At 55.1% G+C, this 17,163-nt stretch carries 14 protein-coding genes; all 14 read left to right on the top strand.

Features of this window, described 5'->3' with window-relative positions; genetic code table 11:
• Window positions 1-19 precede the first annotated feature (19 nt).
• The 14 genes from ACE419_RS05885 (at window position 20) to miaB (ending at window position 17,080) form a co-directional block, all read left to right on the top strand.
• Window positions 20-385, top strand: a complete 366-nt coding sequence (locus tag ACE419_RS05885; RefSeq protein WP_432646857.1) for a YraN family protein — start codon at window positions 20-22, stop codon at window positions 383-385.
• Window positions 386-420: 35 nt separating this feature from the next.
• Entirely contained in the window at window positions 421-1,950 is a 1,530-nt protein-coding gene (locus ACE419_RS05890) for a YifB family Mg chelatase-like AAA ATPase (RefSeq protein WP_435721332.1), read from the top strand.
• A gap of 53 nt (window positions 1,951-2,003) precedes the next feature.
• Window positions 2,004-4,421 (top strand): primosomal protein N', encoded by a 2,418-nt coding sequence (gene priA / locus ACE419_RS05895; protein ID WP_435721333.1) that lies wholly within the window; start codon window positions 2,004-2,006, stop codon window positions 4,419-4,421.
• Window positions 4,422-4,533: 112 nt separating this feature from the next.
• A complete protein-coding gene (gatC, locus tag ACE419_RS05900; protein WP_435721334.1) occupies window positions 4,534-4,824 on the top strand; it encodes an Asp-tRNA(Asn)/Glu-tRNA(Gln) amidotransferase subunit GatC in 291 nt (96 codons plus the stop codon).
• 14 nt (window positions 4,825-4,838) lie between these two features.
• Complete coding sequence (gene gatA, locus ACE419_RS05905; RefSeq protein ID WP_435721335.1) at window positions 4,839-6,308, top strand: Asp-tRNA(Asn)/Glu-tRNA(Gln) amidotransferase subunit GatA; 1,470 nt, start codon at window positions 4,839-4,841, stop codon at window positions 6,306-6,308.
• The gene (gene gatB, locus ACE419_RS05910; RefSeq protein ID WP_435721336.1) at window positions 6,308-7,750 is read left to right on the top strand and encodes an Asp-tRNA(Asn)/Glu-tRNA(Gln) amidotransferase subunit GatB; all 1,443 of its coding nucleotides are present in this window, start codon (window positions 6,308-6,310) and stop codon (window positions 7,748-7,750) included. The genes gatA and gatB overlap by 1 nt, the downstream gene beginning before the upstream one ends.
• 145 nt (window positions 7,751-7,895) lie before the next feature.
• Window positions 7,896-8,561, top strand: coding sequence for an HAD family hydrolase (locus ACE419_RS05915; protein WP_432648249.1), 666 nt, complete (start codon window positions 7,896-7,898; stop codon window positions 8,559-8,561).
• A gap of 37 nt (window positions 8,562-8,598) precedes the next feature.
• Window positions 8,599-9,966 (top strand): 23S rRNA (uracil(1939)-C(5))-methyltransferase RlmD, encoded by a 1,368-nt coding sequence (gene rlmD, locus ACE419_RS05920; protein WP_435721337.1) that lies wholly within the window; start codon window positions 8,599-8,601, stop codon window positions 9,964-9,966.
• 15 nt (window positions 9,967-9,981) lie between these two features.
• Window positions 9,982-10,563 (top strand): uracil-DNA glycosylase family protein, encoded by a 582-nt coding sequence (locus ACE419_RS05925; protein WP_435721338.1) that lies wholly within the window; start codon window positions 9,982-9,984, stop codon window positions 10,561-10,563.
• A gap of 79 nt (window positions 10,564-10,642) precedes the next feature.
• Entirely contained in the window at window positions 10,643-12,415 is a 1,773-nt protein-coding gene (locus ACE419_RS05930) for an EAL domain-containing protein (RefSeq protein WP_435721339.1), read from the top strand.
• Entirely contained in the window at window positions 12,408-13,274 is an 867-nt protein-coding gene (locus tag ACE419_RS05935) for a GGDEF domain-containing protein (RefSeq protein ID WP_435721340.1), read from the top strand. The genes ACE419_RS05930 and ACE419_RS05935 overlap by 8 nt, the downstream gene beginning before the upstream one ends.
• Before the next feature lie 187 nt (window positions 13,275-13,461).
• Entirely contained in the window at window positions 13,462-14,004 is a 543-nt protein-coding gene (locus ACE419_RS05940; RefSeq protein WP_432648283.1) for a cell division protein SepF, read from the top strand.
• 91 nt (window positions 14,005-14,095) lie between these two features.
• Window positions 14,096-15,556, top strand: a complete 1,461-nt coding sequence (gene pepD / locus ACE419_RS05945) for a beta-Ala-His dipeptidase (RefSeq protein ID WP_435721341.1) — start codon at window positions 14,096-14,098, stop codon at window positions 15,554-15,556.
• 186 nt (window positions 15,557-15,742) lie between these two features.
• Window positions 15,743-17,080, top strand: coding sequence for a tRNA (N6-isopentenyl adenosine(37)-C2)-methylthiotransferase MiaB (gene miaB, locus ACE419_RS05950; RefSeq protein WP_435721342.1), 1,338 nt, complete (start codon window positions 15,743-15,745; stop codon window positions 17,078-17,080).
• Window positions 17,081-17,163: the final 83 nt, after the last annotated feature.

Below are 17,163 nucleotides of genomic sequence, written 5' to 3' on the forward strand. Positions count from 1 at the left end.
CTAAAATGGAGAAAAGACGATGGCAACAAATGATGCGAAACTGCTGGGCAGTCAGGGAGAAGAAGCGGCTGCCGCTTTTTTAGAACGTCAGGGTCACGCAATCCTTGCGCGCAATTTTCGTACGCCGCAGGGGGAAATCGATATCATTACGCGCCTCGGACAGACTGTCGTCTTTGTCGAAGTCAAGACAAGGCGTACGCGCCGCTTTGGGCGGCCGGCCGCGGCTGTCGGCTATCATAAACAACAGAAAATCATCCAGTCTGCACGCTGGTTTCTGCGGCAGAGGCATCTAGAGAGCTGCCTCTGTCGTTTTGATGTCTTAGAGGTCTATGCAGCGGGGAAAACGTGGTCCTTCAATCATCTGCGGGGAGCCTTTGAGGTGTGAATAGGAAAAGAAAGACGGAGTGAGGAGGGATTCTCTTGTTTGCAAGGTCTTTTGGCGGTACGACGCTCGGCGTCGACGGCCTCATCATTGCGGTAGAAGTCGATTCGGCGGCGGGGCTGCCGGCTTTTGATATCGTCGGACTGCCCGACACATCCGTGCGCGAGTCAAAAGAGCGCGTGCGCACGGCCATACGCAATGCGGGCATTCAGCTGCGGCAGGAAAAAGTCACCATCAATCTCGCGCCGGCCGGCATTCGCAAGGACAGTCCCGGACTTGATCTGCCGATTGCCATGGGGCTTTTGGCGGCTTACGGCGTTTTGCCGGCAGACTGCCTGCAGAAATCTTTTTTTGCGGCGGAGCTGTCGCTTGAAGGGGAGTGCCGGCCTGTACGCGGCATCCTGCCGATGGTCATCGCAGCGCGGAAAGAGGGGCTGACTTCCGTCTTTGTCGCGCGCGGCAATGCCAATGAAGCTTTGCTCGTTGAGGGCATTCAGGTTTATGTACTCGACCATCTGCGCCAGGCCGTGGCTTTTTTCAACGGACAGGAAGCCCTGCAGCCTGCCGCGCCGGATGAAGGAGAGGAAGATTCGCCGCTTCTGGAGGATTTTGCCGATGTGCAGGGACAGTTTCAGGCCAAGCGGGCCCTTGAGATTGCTGCCGCGGGCGGCCACAATCTCCTGATGGTCGGCGTGCCGGGCTCCGGCAAGACGATGCTCGCGCGGCGCCTGAGCTCCATCCTGCCGCGCCTGAGGCGCGAAGAGGCCTTGGAAGTCACAAAAATTTACAGCATTGCCGGGCTCCTGCCGCAGGGCGGCGGCCTTGTGCGGCAGAGGCCGTTCCGCAGTCCGCATCATACGACATCCATGGTTGCGATGATTGGCGGCGGCAGTGTTCCGCGGCCCGGTGAAGTCACGCTTGCCCATCACGGCGTGTTGTTTCTCGACGAACTGCCCGAGTTTTCCAAGGCGACGCTCGAAGTCCTGCGGCAGCCGCTTGAGGACAGGGCCGTGACGATTTCACGCGTGCATGCTTCGCTGACATTTCCCTCGAGCATGATTCTCGTCTGCGCGATGAATCCCTGTCCCTGCGGTTATTACGGCGATGAAGAGGGCGGCAGAACCTGTGAGTGTTCCCCTGGCGAAATCCGGCGTTACACGCGGCGCATTTCAGGTCCCTTGCTCGACCGCATCGACATCCATATCCGCGTGCCGCGCGTCAAGTACCAGGAACTGTCTTCCACGAAAAAGGCGGAATCATCGGCGAGCATCCGCAGCCGCGTGGAAGCGGCAAGGGCTAAGCAGACGGCAAGACTGCACTCTTACGGCATTTTCTGCAATGCTCAGATGAATCATGCCATTTTAAAGAGAACCTGTTTTTTGACACAGGATGCGCAGCAGCTTCTCGAGATGGCGTTCCGGCGCATGAATCTTTCGGCGCGTTCGTATGACCGTATCATCAAAGTCGGCCGCACGATTGCGGACCTCGACGACGCCAAAAATATCGAGGCCAAACACATCGCGGAAGCCGTGCAGCTGCGCAACGATGTCGGATTGTCGGTTGAGTGAATCTATTGTATAATGGGGAGTATATTCTATAGAAGAAATAAGGAATCGCTAGTATGAAGACAGCCGATGTTTTCGTAAATATCCCCGTCAAGAGCATTGCACGGGCTTATACGTACCGTGTGCCGGACAGCCTCGCGCAAATTGAGGCTGGCTGGCGCGTTTTTGTGCCGTTTGGCGGCCGCAAGGTCGAGGGTTTTGTCGTCGAGACACACGAGGGCGCAAAGGAACCGGAAGGCATCAAGCTCAAGGATATCATCGCGGCCGTCGATGAGGAAGGCTGGTTCTCGCCGCAGATGATCCGCGTGGCACGCTGGCTCGCGAATTTTTATCTCTGTTCTCTGGCAGAAATCATGCGCCTCTTTATGCCGGGCAAGAGCGGCCTGCATATTTCCGTACTTTATGAGGCCGATGAGTCGCAGGCACAGCATATCCTCATGAATATGCCGGCCTGCAGGGCAATCTTCTATTATCTGTTACAGGAAGGGCCGCAAAAAAAGTCGGCACTGGCAAAAGCTCTGCCGGAATGGCAGGACGGTCTTGCCGATATGCTCGACAAGATGCAGAAATATCATATCGTGCATAAGGAATACGAAGCGCAGAAGCGCGATGCCGCACAGTATGAGCGCTTTGTCGTGCTGACAGCAGAAGTGACGCCGGAGCTTTTGCAGCAGTTTCATCGCAAAAAGGCACAGGCACATCTGCTGAAACTGCTGCAGGAACGTCCTCAGCAGAGTATGGCAGAGCTCAAAGAACAGCAGGTGACGCCGGCAACGGTTAAGAACCTTGCGGAGACGGGCCTCATTGAGCTGCGCCGCCGCCGCGTCCTGCGCGACAGCTACCGCGGGGCAAAGGCGAAAAAGCAGCAGATTGAGCTCACGGATGACCAGCAGCAGGTTGTGCACGCTGTAATGCCGGCTATCGAGGCGGCAAAATATCAGGGCTTTTTATTGAAGGGCGTCACGGGCAGCGGCAAGACGCAGGTCTATATCGAGCTCGCGGAAAAAGTCCGTGCGGCCGGGCGCCGCGTCATTGTGCTCGTGCCGGAAATCGCGCTGACAGGTCAGGTCGTTATGGCCTTCAAAGCGTATTTCCCCGATGACCTCGTCGTCGTGCACAGCCGGCTGAGTCTTGCCGAGCGCAATGATGCGATTCTGCGCGTGCGGCGCGCGGAAGCCGGCATTATCATCGGTGCGCGTTCGGCCCTTTTTACACCGGCTGAAGATATCGGTCTGATCATCCTCGATGAGGAACAGGACATGAGCTACAAGCAGGACGAATCGCCGCGCTACCATGCACGCGTTGTGGCGGAGGAAATTGCCAAAGTAAATGACGCCGTTCTGCTGCTCGGCAGCGCGACGCCGTCCCTTGAGTCGTATTACCGCGCCAAGACAGGGGAGTTCACACTTTTAAATATGCCGCGCCGCATTGGCGATATGCCCTTGCCTGTTGTGCATTGCGTGGATATGCGTCAGGAACTGCATATGGGCAATCGCCACATCATCTCGCGTGCCCTGCAGGAACTCATCGAAAGGACCATTGCGCACCGTCAGCAGGTCATCATCATGCTGAACCGCCGCGGTTTTTCGACCTTTGTCATGTGCCGTTCGTGCGGCGAGGTCATCCGCTGCCGTTACTGCGGCCTGCCGCTCGTCTATCATAAGAACGGACAGCTAAAGTGCCATCACTGCGATGTACAGGAACCTGTGCCCGATATCTGCCCGAAGTGCGGCAGCCGCTATATCAAGTATTTTGGCTCCGGTACGGAAAAACTTGAACAGGAACTAAGAGAGCTTGTGCCTTCTGCACGCGTCATCCGCATGGACCGCGATACGACCACGTCAAAATTCGCGCATCAGGAAATCCTTGAGAGCTTCCGGCGCGGCGAGTACGATATCCTGCTCGGCACGCAGATGGTCGCGAAGGGGCACGACATCCCCAATGTCACGGCTGTCGGCGTTATCAGCGCGGATTCCAGCCTCAATATGCCGGATTTCCGCGCAGCGGAGCGCTGTTTCATGCTGATTACACAGACAGCAGGCCGTGCCGGCCGCCATGAGCAGCGCGGCGAAGTCGTCATCCAGACGTACAATCCCACGCATTATGCCGTGGCCTGCGGCATTCGGCAGGATTATGAGGGCTTCTTCCAAAAAGAACTCGCCCTGCGCAAAGAACTTTTTTATCCGCCTTTCAGCCGCCTCGTCAAGCTCCTCTATCAGGATGAGGACGAGACAAAAGCGCGTGACAGAGCCACGGCGCTAGTCAAGGCGTTTGAACTTCATTTTGCAGGACAGCGCGGCCATCAGATCATCGGGCCGGCACCGGCGGTCATTGCCTGCTTCCGCGGCATTTACCGCTTTGTCGTGCTCATCAAGACCATGGACCTTGATGCTGTACATGACTTTCTCAAAGAAGAAAAACTTCATTTGCGCGCCGATGTCGCCATTGATATCGACCCGATTACCATGTTCTAAAACTCCGCCTGTCCCTTTCGGCAGGCGGTTCTCTTTTTGGGTGGATATGTGCTATAATAGAACCGTGTTTTTATTTTTTCACAAATGCAATTTTGGATGGTGAATTAAGAATATGAAAGTAACGAAAGAAGATCTCGAGAACGTCGCTGTTCTCTCCCGCCTTTCGGTGCCGGCGGACAAGGCCGAGACGTATATCAAGCAGATGGATTCCATTCTGACGTACATGGATAATCTCTCGCAGGTTGATACGGAAAACGTCAAGCCGACCACGTACGCCCTGCCGATGCAGAATGTCTTCCGTGAAGATGTTGTGAAGCCGTCGCTGCCGCGTGAGGAAGCCCTTGCTAACGCACCGCTGCAGGAAGATGGTTATTTCAAGGTGCCGAAGGTACTTGAGGACTGACGGAGGGGAAGACTGTGAGATTATATGACAAACCGGCGCATGTCCTGCACGACATGCTCGTTAAGAAAGAAATCACTTCGACCGAGCTCACGAAGGACGTGCTTGCGCGCATCGATGAGGTCGAGGGCGACGTTGAAGCGTATCTGACGATTACGCGCGAAGAGGCCCTTGCTCAGGCCGCTGCGGTCGACGAAAAGATTGCCAAGGGGGAGGAAATCTCCTTCCTCGAGGGCATTCCGGGCGCCATCAAGGACAATATCTGCACGAAAGGCATGAAGACGACGTGCGCTTCGAAAATTCTCGAGCATTTCGTGCCGCCTTACGATGCGACGGTCATGACGAAGCTCAAGAAAGAGAATCCGGTCATCCTCGGCAAGGCCAACATGGATGAGTTTGCCATGGGCGGTTCGACGGAGAATTCCGCTTACCATGTGACGCATAACCCGTGGCACCTTGACTGCGTGCCGGGAGGTTCTTCGGGCGGCAGCGCCGCAGCTGTCGCGGCCGGCACGGCCATCTGGGCCCTCGGCTCTGATACGGGCGGATCCATCCGCCAGCCGGCTTCGTTCTGCGGTGTCGTCGGCATGAAACCGACGTACGGCCGCGTTTCGCGCTACGGCCTCGTCGCTTATGCATCTTCTCTCGACCAGATTGGCCCGCTGACGCGCGATGTGACGGACTGTGCGAATATCCTGAACATCATTGCCGGCCACGACGAGATGGATTCGACGTCGAGCACGGCCGAGGTGCCGGACTACACGAAGTCCCTCGTCGAGGATGTCAAAGGCCTCAAAATCGGCCTGCCGAAGGAGTACTTCGTCAAGGGCATGGACCCCGAGGTCGAGCAGGCCATCCGCACGGCCATCAAGAAGTACGAGGAGCTCGGTGCCGAGGTCGTCGAGATTTCGCTGCCGCATACGGAGTACGCGATTTCGACGTACTACCTGATTGCACCGGCCGAGGCTGCAACGAACCTCGAGCGTTACGACGGCGTCAGCTACGGCGAGCGCGTCGACGGCGAGGACCTCGTGCAGATGATGACGAATACGCGCGATGAGAAGTTCGGCGAGGAAGTCAAGCGCCGCATCATGATCGGCAACTACGCCCTTTCTGCCGGCTACTACGATGCCTATTACCTCAAGGCTCTGAAGGTCCGCACGCTTGTACAGCAGGATTATATGGAAGCCTTCAAGAAAGTCGATGTCATCATGGCTCCGACGGCCCCGACGCCGGCCTTCAAGATTGGCGAAATGATGGCAGACCCGCTGCAGATGTACCTGCAGGATGTCTGCACCGTACCACTCAACCTCGCCGGCCTGCCGGGCATCTCCATTCCGTGCGGCCGCAGCAGCAAGGGCCTGCCCATCGGCCTGCAGATCATCGGCAAGCCGCTCGCGGAGGAAACGCTCATCCGCACGGCTTATACGTATGAGCAGAGTCAGGACTACCATAACACGATGGCGAAGCTTGGAGGGAACAACTGATGAAATACGAAGCAGTCATTGGCCTTGAGATCCACTGCGAACTCAAGACGAAAACGAAAATTTTCTGCGGCTGTGCCACGGGCTTCGGCGCCGAGCAGAACACGCATGTCTGCCCTGTGTGCCTCGGCCTGCCGGGCGTCCTGCCGACGGTCAACAAGCGCGTTGTCGAATTCGGCATCAAGGCCGGCCTCGCGACGAACTGCACGATTAACAAGTACAGCAAATTCGACCGCAAGAACTACTACTATCCGGATTTGCCGAAAAACTGGCAGACGTCGCAGTATGACCTGCCGATTGCCGAGCACGGCTGGGTCGATATCGATGTCGACGGCGAGAAAAAACGCATCCGCTTGACGCGCATCCATATGGAAGAAGACGCCGGCAAGCTCGTGCATTCGGGCACGACAATCAAGGATTCCGCTTCGAGCAACGTCGACTACAACCGCACGGGCGTGCCGCTTCTCGAGATTGTTTCGGAGCCTGACCTGCGCTCTGCTGAAGAAGCCCGCGCCTACATGGAAAAGATCAAGGCTATCATGGAGTATATCGACGTGTCGAACTGCCGCATGGAAGAGGGCAATCTGCGTGCCGATATCAACGTCTCGCTGCGCCCGGCCGGCACGAAAGAGCTCGGCACGCGCACGGAGATGAAGAATATCAACTCCTTCAAGAATCTCGAAGATGCCATCAATTACGAGATTGAGCGTCAGGAAGAGGTGCTCGAGGACGGCGGCCATGTCATTCAGGAGACGCGCACGTTCGACCCGGCCCGCGGCATCACGCTGTCGATGCGCAGCAAGGAAAACGCACACGACTACCGCTACATGCCGGAGCCGGACCTGCCGCCAATCGTCACGAGCGAAGAGACGATTGAAAAATACAGAAGCGAGCTGCCGGAACTGCCCGATGCCCGCCGCGCCCGCCTCGAAAAGGATTACGGCCTTTCGACGTACGATGCCGGCATCATCACGAGTTCGCGCGCAATGGCCGAGTACTTCGACGCCGTCGTCGCGACGGGTGCTGACCCGAAACTTGCGGCGAACTGGATCATGGGCGACCTCGCGAAGAACCTCAACGAGGACGGTCTCGACATCGCGAAGTCTCCGGTCAGCGCCGAACGTCTTGGCAAGATGATCGGTCTCATCATGAAGGACACGATTTCCGGCAAGATCGCGAAGAAGGTCTTCAAGGAGATGTGGACGAATCCGGACGAGCCGGAGAAAATCGTCAAGGACAAGGGCCTCGTCCAGATCACGGATACGGGTGCCATCGAGGCAGCCGTCGACGCGGCCATTGCAGCCAATCCGAAGGCCGTCGCCGAGTACAAGGGCGGCAAGAAGAAGGCCATCGGCGCCCTCGTCGGTCAGGTCATGAAGGCCACGCGCGGCAAAGCCAATCCGCAAATGGTCAACAAGATGCTTGCCGAAAAGCTCGCCGACTGATATATTGATATAGTAGGTAAGAAAACCTTCCCTTCGGGGAAGGTTTTTTGCAGGAAAAAACGAAACTATTATAAAGATAACAATAAATGCAGCATATGAAGCGATAGAATAAAATTCAGGAAAATTCAGGAAGGGGATCTTCTCTTTGCAGTATAAAGCAGCGATTTTTGACCTCGACGGCACGCTCGTCGATACGCTCGAGGACCTTGCCATCAGTGTCAACGAAATGCTCAAGTCGTACGGTTTCCCAACGCATACGGTTGAGGAATACCGCTATTTTCTCGGCAACGGCTCGAAAAAACTCATCGAGCGCACGCTGCCGAAGGATAAGGCTCAGGACGAAGCGTTTGTGCTCGAGGCGATGAAGCGCTATCAGGAAATTTACGAGCATCACCGCGACCATACGGGACCCTTTAAAGGCATTCAGCCGCTGCTCGATAAGCTCAAAGACATGGGCATCCCGATGGGGGTCTGCACGAACAAGCATCAGCAGGCAGCGGATGAAATTATTGGAGGCATGTTCCCTAAAGGCACGTTTACGACGGTCATGGGCGACCGTCCGGGGCTGCCGATTAAGCCGGACCCGACGAAGCCCTTGATGATGGCGAAGGAGTACGGCGTGAAACCGGAGGAAGTCGCGTACTTTGGCGATACGAGCGTCGACATGGACACGGCCGTCAATGCTGGCTTCCTGCCCATCGGCGTGCTCTGGGGCTTCCGCCCGGAAAAAGAACTTCTCGAACACGGTGCAAAAGTCATCCTTGCAAAACCAGAGGAGCTCTTCGAAAAGGTCGAATTTGCGGTAAAATAATAAGATAATATAACGAATGGAATGGAAAGGAAAAAGTATGAAACATCAAGTTCCCGTCGAAAAAGGAAAATCATACGAAATCGAGATTCACACGCTTGGCACAAGCGGCGAGGGCGTGGGGCGCTATGAGGACTTCACGGTCTTTGTGCCCTATGCACTGCCGGGGGAAGAGGTCAGGGCCGTCATCACAGAAGTCAAGAAGACGTATGCAAGGGCACGCCTTACCGAAATTCTCAGAAAAAGTGCCGACCGCGTTGAACCCATTTGCTCCATTTATGACAAATGCGGCGGCTGCCAGCTCCAGCATTTAAACTACATGGCTCAGCTCAAGGCGAAGCGTCAGCAGGTCATCGATGCCGTCACGCGCATCGGCGGCCAGAAGGACGTCTTTGTCGAGCCGACGCTCGGTGCCGCAAATCCGTGGAACTACCGCAATAAAATGCAGTTCCCCGTAGGCCGTGAGAAAAATAAGACGATCATTGGCTGCTTTGCACAGGGCAGCCATGAAATCATCGATACGCGCGACTGCCATATCCAGAAGGAAGGCAACAACGAAATCGTCAATGCTGTGCGCGATATCATCACCGAACTGCGCATTCCCGTATATGATGAAGACAAACACACGGGCGTCGTGCGCCATGTCGTCGGCCGTGTCGGCGGGAAGGGCGAGCTCATGGTCGTCATCGTCACGGCGACGAAGCAGCTGCCGCGCGAAAAGGAATTTGTCAAGGCCCTGCGCAGGAGCCTGCCCCATGTCGTCAGCGTGCATCAGAACATCCAGACGTACCGCAACAATGTCATCATGGGCCGCGAGACGAAGCTGCTCTGGGGCAAGCCGACCATCCTCGACCGCATCGGCCGCCTGACGTTCCATATCTCGCCGCGTTCGTTCTTCCAGGTCAATACGGCGCAGGCCGAAGTGCTCTACAACAAGGCCCTCGAATTTGCCAACCTCAAGGGCGAAGAGACGGTCATCGACGCCTACTGCGGCACGGGTACGATTACTTTGTTCCTCGCGCAGAAAGCGCATGAGGTTTACGGCATCGAAATCGTCAAGCCGGCCATCCTCGACGCGCAGAAAAACGCCCGCGACAACAACGTGCGCAATGCCGAATTCATTGTCGGCGACGCGACGGAAGTCATGCCGCGCCTCTACAAACAGGGCGTGCGCGCCGATGTCGTCGTCGTCGACCCGCCGCGCGCCGGCTGCACGGAAACGGTCCTCAAGACGTTTGCCAATATGCACCCCGAGCGCATCGTCTACGTTTCGTGCAATCCCGCGAGCCTCGCGCGCGACCTCGCCATCCTCGAACCGCTCGGCTACAAGGCACAGAAAGTCCAGCCTGTCGATATGTTTCCGATGACTTCGCACGTTGAGACCGTAGTATTGATGTCAAAATCCTAATGAAGGAGTATACAGGTGGATAAGTTAGAAGAGTTTGTACAAAAATTAAAAGAGGATGAACGGAACCGGTCATATACAGAGCGCGGTATTTTACCAGTATTCCAAAGCAGCCTGTCAGCGCGGATTTTGATTATCGGTCAGGCACCGGGCAAAAAAGTTGAGGAGACAGGGATTCCGTTTAACGATAAATCCGGAGAACGTCTGATGGAGTGGCTGGGGATTAGTCGGGATACGTTTTATTCCGAGGATATCGCCATTATGCCAATGGATTTTTATTATCCGGGAAAAGCGAAGACAGGTGATCTGCCGCCGCGTGCCTTTATTGCGAAAGAATACCACAAAGCACTGCGCAGCATGATGCCGAACATTCAGTTGACTGTTTTGATTGGCGGCTATGCTGTCCGTTATTATCTCAAAGGGAAAGAGAAGAAGAATCTTACGGAAACGGTAAAAGCGTTCCATGACTATCTGCCCCAATATTTCCCCATTGTGCATCCGAGTCCTTTAAACAATATTTGGCTGAGGAAGAATCCGTGGTTTGAAGAAGATGTTGTGCCGGAACTGCAAAAGAGAGTGCGGAGCATACTTAAAAAATAGAAGCGCAAGTTGAATGGAAAATACTATAGGCGGGAGTACGTTCACGCATGAATGCCATAGGCAAAGAGGGGATATCAGTATGAATCGGTTTCGTTTACCCGATATGTTGAAAGAGGCGGTCAAGGTTTCGCCGGTACCGTTTGCTATATATGAATTTGCCGAGCAGAAGGTCAAGACGGTAGCCCTTTCCAAGGGATTTCTCGACCTTTTTTGTCTCAAATCGTATGAAGAGGCCGTGCAGCTGCTGGACCGCGATATGTACCGCGACGCCCATCCCGACGATGTCGCGCGCATCTCGGACCTCGCTTACGATTTCGTGGCGAATGGGGAAGAGTACAGTGCTGTCTACCGCAATAAGACCAGCGAGCAAAAAGATTATCATATCATTCATGCGGACGGCAGGCGCATCCATCTGCAGGGCAAGGATAATCTCTTCGTTGTCTGGTATATGGACGAGACGCAGGATATGGCCGGCGACAAGTCCCGCGTGGAAAAGATGATGCATTCGTACATCACGGAGAATATCAAAATCGGCGTCATGGCGCGGCAGAACCGCTACGACGATTTGACGGGCCTGCCGAATATGACGTACTTTCTGCAGCTCGCCGAAGAGGGGAAAAAGCAGTATTACCTCGAGAACAAAGAGCCCGTCATCCTCTACATGGACTTCAGCAATATGAAGATTTTCAACGACCGCCACGGCTTTACGGCCGGTGATACACTCCTGCGGGAGTTTGGCAAGCTGCTGCGCAGGACGTTTGGCACGGAGCAGGCGGGGCGTTTTTCGGGCGACCATTTTGCGGCGTTTACCGACAGTTTTATGCTGAAGGCACAGCTCGATACCCTCTTTGACGAACTGAAGAAGGTCAACCATGGCAATGTGCTGCCGCTGCGCGTCGGCATCTATGCGGACTCTTTTGAAAGCGTCCCGACGGCGACGGCCTGCGACCGCGCGAAGATTGCCTGCGACTCCGAGCGCGGCTCGTTCCGCATGCATCACGTCTATTACAACAGTGAGCTGCACGAGCAGACGGCCCAAAAGGAGTACGTCTTCAACCACTTCAGGGAAGCCCTGCACAATGACTGGATTCAGGCGTATTTCCAGCCAATCGTCGACTCGAAGACCGGTGAAATCACGGACGAGGAGGCCCTCGCGCGCTGGATTTCGCCGACGAGGGGCATGATCCCGCCGAATCAGTTTATCCCCGTGCTCGAGGATGCGGGCCTTCTTTTCAAGCTCGACCTCTATATGATTAAGTTCATCATCAAGGCGATGAAGGCGAAACGGGAGGCAGGCATCAAGCTCGTGCCGGTCTCTCTGAATCTGTCGCTGAACGATTTCCGGTCTTGCCAGATGCGGGAGAAAATCGAGACGTGTCTCAAAGAGGCCGGCATCGACAAAAAATACATTACAATCGAGATCACGGAGCGGGCGCTTGGGCAGGACCCCGAGCTTCTTAGAAGCGTCATTGATGATTTTCACAAGGCGGGCTTTACGGTCTGGCTCGATGATTTTGGCAGCGAGTATTCTTCCCTGAACATCGTTGACGAGTACCCCTTTGAGCTCTTCAAGCTCGATATGAAATTCATTCGCCGTCTCGGCCAGAATAAAATCAGCCGCTACGTCATCGAATGCGTCATTGAACTGACGAAGAAAATCGGCATCGAGACGGTCGCCGAGGGCGTCGAGACCGAGGAGCAAGCCGAATTTCTGCGGCAGTGCGGCTGCACGAAGCAGCAGGGCTATCTTTACAGCAAGCCCCTGCCGCTCGCGGATTTGCTTGCTCTTTATCAAAACAAGATGAACTATAGGTCTGCTCAGAAAGAGGAAGAGGAATGTGTTCATGACTAAACGAGAAGAGGCAGATAAGGGCCTGACGCGGCTGGGGCTCGTGAGGCGCATCAAGGAGCTCCGGACGGTTTTTGACGTCGTCCGCGTCGTGGATCCCATGACGAACCGTGCCTTTCAATGCAGCCTCATGGGCGAATTGACGCCGGAACAGGATTACTGCTACTGCCTTTGGAAGAAGAATGCGCGCTGCTGCAACTGCATCTCCATGAAGGCTCTGACGACGCAGAAGAAGGCTTCGAAATTCGAGTTTATTGACGATGAGGCGTATCTCGTCGTGTCGGACTATCTGCAGATTGAGGGAAAGTCCTACGTGCTCGAGAATATCCTGCACTTAAGCAGCGATACGCTCGTCGGGGCCTACGGCAAGAACGAATTCGTCAAACGCATCACGCGCTACAACGAGCAGATGTTCAACGACTCGCTGACACAGGTCAAGAACCGCCGCTATTACGACGAGCAGGTGGCGGGCATGCCGGTGCAGGCCGTCGCGATGATCGATGTCGACCGCTTCAAGACAATCAATGACACGTGGCTGCACAAGGCCGGCGATAAGGCGCTCTGGTCGGTCGCACGCGCCATCTACTCGTGCATCCGCAAGACCGATATCCTGCTGCGCTACGGCGGCGACGAATTCCTGCTGGCGTTCGAGGAAATCCCGCGGGACGTCTTTGCAAGGAAACTCGACGAAATCTGCGAGGCCGTAAGAGAGCTGACAGTACCCGACTATCCGCAGCTTCACCTGTCAATCAGTATCGGCGGCACCTACGGCCAAGGACGCCTGCAGGATATGCTCGAGAAGGCCGACAAAGCCCTTTACGAAGCAAAAAAACAGCGCGGCTGCGTCATCATCCGTGCATGATGTCGAAGTCAGCCCAGAATGTTTGCTGCCTGCAAAATGTGATGGGCGTGCCGATGGACATAGGAGCTTCTGGCTTTACATCTTTTGCAGGATGTGGTATCATGTTGATAGTTAAATTCAGTTTTTTACATATGTTTGTATATAATGAACTGTTTTGATATGAATTCAGGTGGAAGGACGAGATGTTATGAGCGGTGTAGATAAGATCAAGGGCAAGTTCCAGGGTCTGCTTGATGTGCTGATGCCTTGGGAAGACGTAGAAGTAGAAGAGAATGAAGCTGCTGTGGACCAGAAAAAAGTCCAGCAGACGACTGCAAAGAAAGCAGCAGCTGCTTCTGCGACGGAAGAGTACAAGGTTTCGGGCGGCAGCTCTATCTATGTACAGCGCCCAGAGTCGGAATATGATTCTTCTTACCGCGCCAAGGCGAAGGCATCGCGTCCCCAGCTGACGGTTCATACGACGAGAGTGCCGGAGCTTCGCGTACAGATTTATGTACCGGAGAATTTTGACCAGGTCACGGATATTGCGGATAACCTCAAGGGCGGCAAAGCTGTTGTAGTCAACTACGAGCGTGTTGCCGCAGAGGACCAGCGCCGTATCTGCGATTTTGTCAACGGTGCCTGCTATATTGTCAATGGCTGTGCCAAACGCATCTCAGAGCAGATTGTGCTCTATGCGCCGGAAGGTGTCGATGTAGCTGAGGCTATGCCAGAAGCACTCAAGGATTAATGATTAATATCGGTCCGGTTTAGCCATGGATTCATGCCAGCCTGCCTCGTGAGGCAGGCTGTTTTATGTTGTGTGAAAAGGGGCATTGCAGATGAAACAGAATGATGCAGAAAAAGATACCATACTCGAAGGCGTGCTCGCGGAGTTTGCCAAACTCGCGGCCATTCCACGCAAATCCGGTCATGAAAAGGCCGTCAGCGACTTTTTGAAGGATTATTTGACGGGGCTTGGCTTTACGGTCACGCAGGATGAGGCCAACAACATCATCGCGGACAAGAAGGCGTCGGCCGGCTTCGAGCAGGCTCCGCTCACCATCCTGCAGGGCCATATGGATATGGTCTGCGTAGCTGAGGAAGGCTATGCTTACGACCCACTCAAAGACCCCATCAAGCTTGTGCGCACGGATGAATTCCTTTCGGCCGAGGGCACGAGCCTTGGCGCGGATGACGGCATCGGCGTGGCAGAGGCCATCTATATCATGAAGACGGCCAAGGACCACGGTCCGCTGCGCCTGATTGTCACGACCGATGAGGAACAGAGCATGACGGGTGCCATCCGCCTTTCGGCTGACCATCTCAAGGATGCGTCGTTCCTCATCAACTGTGACAGTGAGAATTATGATGAACTGACGGTCGGCAGCGCCGGCAGTGTGGACCTTGATTTCACGCGTGAGCTCAAACGCGTGGACCCGGAAACGTCGGCTGCCTGGCAGATTGAGGTCAAAGGTCTGCGCGGCGGCCATTCGGGCGAACGCATCGGTGATGGCCGCGGCAATGCCATCCGCACGCTTGCCATGATTTTGACGGAGCTTGCCAAGAAGGGCGAGATTGAGCTTGCTTCCCTGACGGGCGGCAAGGCGCGCAATGCCATTCCAAATGATGCCAAAGCCGTATTTGTCACGGACATTGCCAAGGAAGATATTGAGACTGTCATCAAGGACCAGCAAGAACGCTTTATGCAGATGTACGGCAATGTCGAGCCGCAGATTCTCGTGCCGCTGACGAGCATCGAAGCCCCGCAGAACGTGCTCAAGGCTGGTGACACGCAGCGTCTTCTGCGCCTGCTGACCATCCTGCATACGGGTGTTTACTCGATGTCTTCGGTCATTCCGGGGCTCGTTGAGACGAGTGCGAACCTCGGTGTCGTCAATATGAGCGAGGATGAGGTAGAAATCCAGTTCTTCCCGCGTTCGGCCATTGACCAGAAGCTCGACGAATTCCGCCAGTACGCTGAGACTGTTGCAGCACTTACGGGCTTCACGGCTCATATCGGCACACAGTCCCCAGGCTGGAAGGAAAACAAGGACAGCCGTCTCGCTAAGATTGTCGCCGAGACATTTGCTGAGCAGAACGGCAAACCCATGAAGGTCGAGACCATCCATGCAGGCCTTGAGTGCGGCTGGCATTTCCGCAAGAATCCAAAGCTCGATATGGTTTCCATCGGTGTGACGACAAAGGACATTCACAGTCCGAATGAACACCTCGTGCTCGCCACGGTCAAACCACAGGTTGACCTCATCATCGAAACGCTGCATAAGATTGCCAAACTTTGATTTTGATATAGAAGCCGGAAGAATGGAGCTGCTGAAGTGCGGCTCCATTTTTGCTTTGCTTTGCGAGGAACTGCCGGAGACTGGCATGCAGGAAGTCATGGACAAGGAAAAGGATTTTTGCTAAAATAAAGTCTTGATTACGAATTCGCAAATAGAAATATGCAGGAAAAAGGACGGAGCGATTTTATGAAAATGATAGATGGCAAGTTGCATAAATTTGCTTATCTTTTGGTCTATGGCTGCCAGATGAATCAGAGCGACGCGGAACGCATGATGGGGCAGCTGCGCACGATTGGCTATGAAAAGACGGAGTCGATGGAGGATGCTGACCTCATCCTCATCAACACCTGCTGCGTGCGCGAGACAGCCGAAGACCGCGTTTACGGCAAAATCGGCGAGATCAAGCATCTGAAACGGAAAAATCCGGAGCTGATTTTTGGCATCACGGGCTGCATGGCGCAGAAAGAGGGCGATGCTCTTATAAGGCGCGCACCGCATATCGATTTTGTGCTCGGCACGAACAAGGTGCATGAGCTCACGCATATCGTGCAGGAAATTCAGCAGGAGCATGGCCATCTCGTCGACGTACAGCTCGGCGAGACGGAGCTTCCCGATGATGTCCCCGTGGCGCGCGCGGGCAAACTTTCGGCCTGGGTGCCCATCATGTACGGCTGCAACAATTTCTGCACGTACTGCATCGTGCCGTATGTGCGCGGCCGCGAGCGCAGCCGCCTGCCCGAAGATGTCGTCAAGGAAGTCGAGCAGGCCGTGGCCGCTGGCTACGAAGAAGTCACGCTGCTCGGGCAGAATGTCAATTCATACGGCAAGGACCACAAAAAAGCTGACTTTGCCGACCTCTTAAAGATGGTCGACAAAGTGCCGGGCATCCGCCGCGTGCGCTTCATGACCTCGCATCCCAAGGATTTGTCGGATAAGGTCATCGCGGCCATCCGCGATGGCGAGCATCTCTGCGAGCACATCCATCTGCCCGTGCAGTACGGCAGCAACCACATCCTCAAGAAGATGAACCGCGTTTATACGGTGGAATCGTACCGTGCACTCGTCGGACGCATCCGCAAAGAGATTCCGGACGTCAGCCTGACGACAGACCTCATCGTCGGTTTTCCGGGTGAAACGGATGAGGATTTCCGCGAGATGCTCGACTTCCTGCGTGAGATTCGCTACGATTCGGCCTATACGTTCATCTACTCGAAGCGTTCGGGCACGCCGGCGGCGACGATGGCGGACCAGGTCGATGAAAAAGTCAAGAAAGAGCGCCTGAATCAGCTTATGGCTGTTCAGAACGAAATCAGCCTTGAAATCAACCAGAAACTTCTCGGCAGAACTATGGAGATCATGGTCGAAGGGCCGAGCAAGAATGACGATGCGGTTTGGATGGGCCGTACGCGCACGAATAAAATTGTTCTGTTCCCGCATGACGGCGAACAGGCCGGCGACTTCATTGACGTTAAAATCACGCACCCGCAGACATGGGTGCTCAAGGGCGAAAAAGTCAATAGCTGAGGCAAATGACGGGCGTGCTGGCTTTCTGCCGGCGCGCCTTTTTGACTGAGACTCAGGCCCTATATAATAGAAGGAATCAATTC

It is taken from the genome of Mitsuokella apri (genome assembly GCF_047974105.1).
Lineage (GTDB): Bacteria > Bacillota > Negativicutes > Selenomonadales > Selenomonadaceae > Mitsuokella.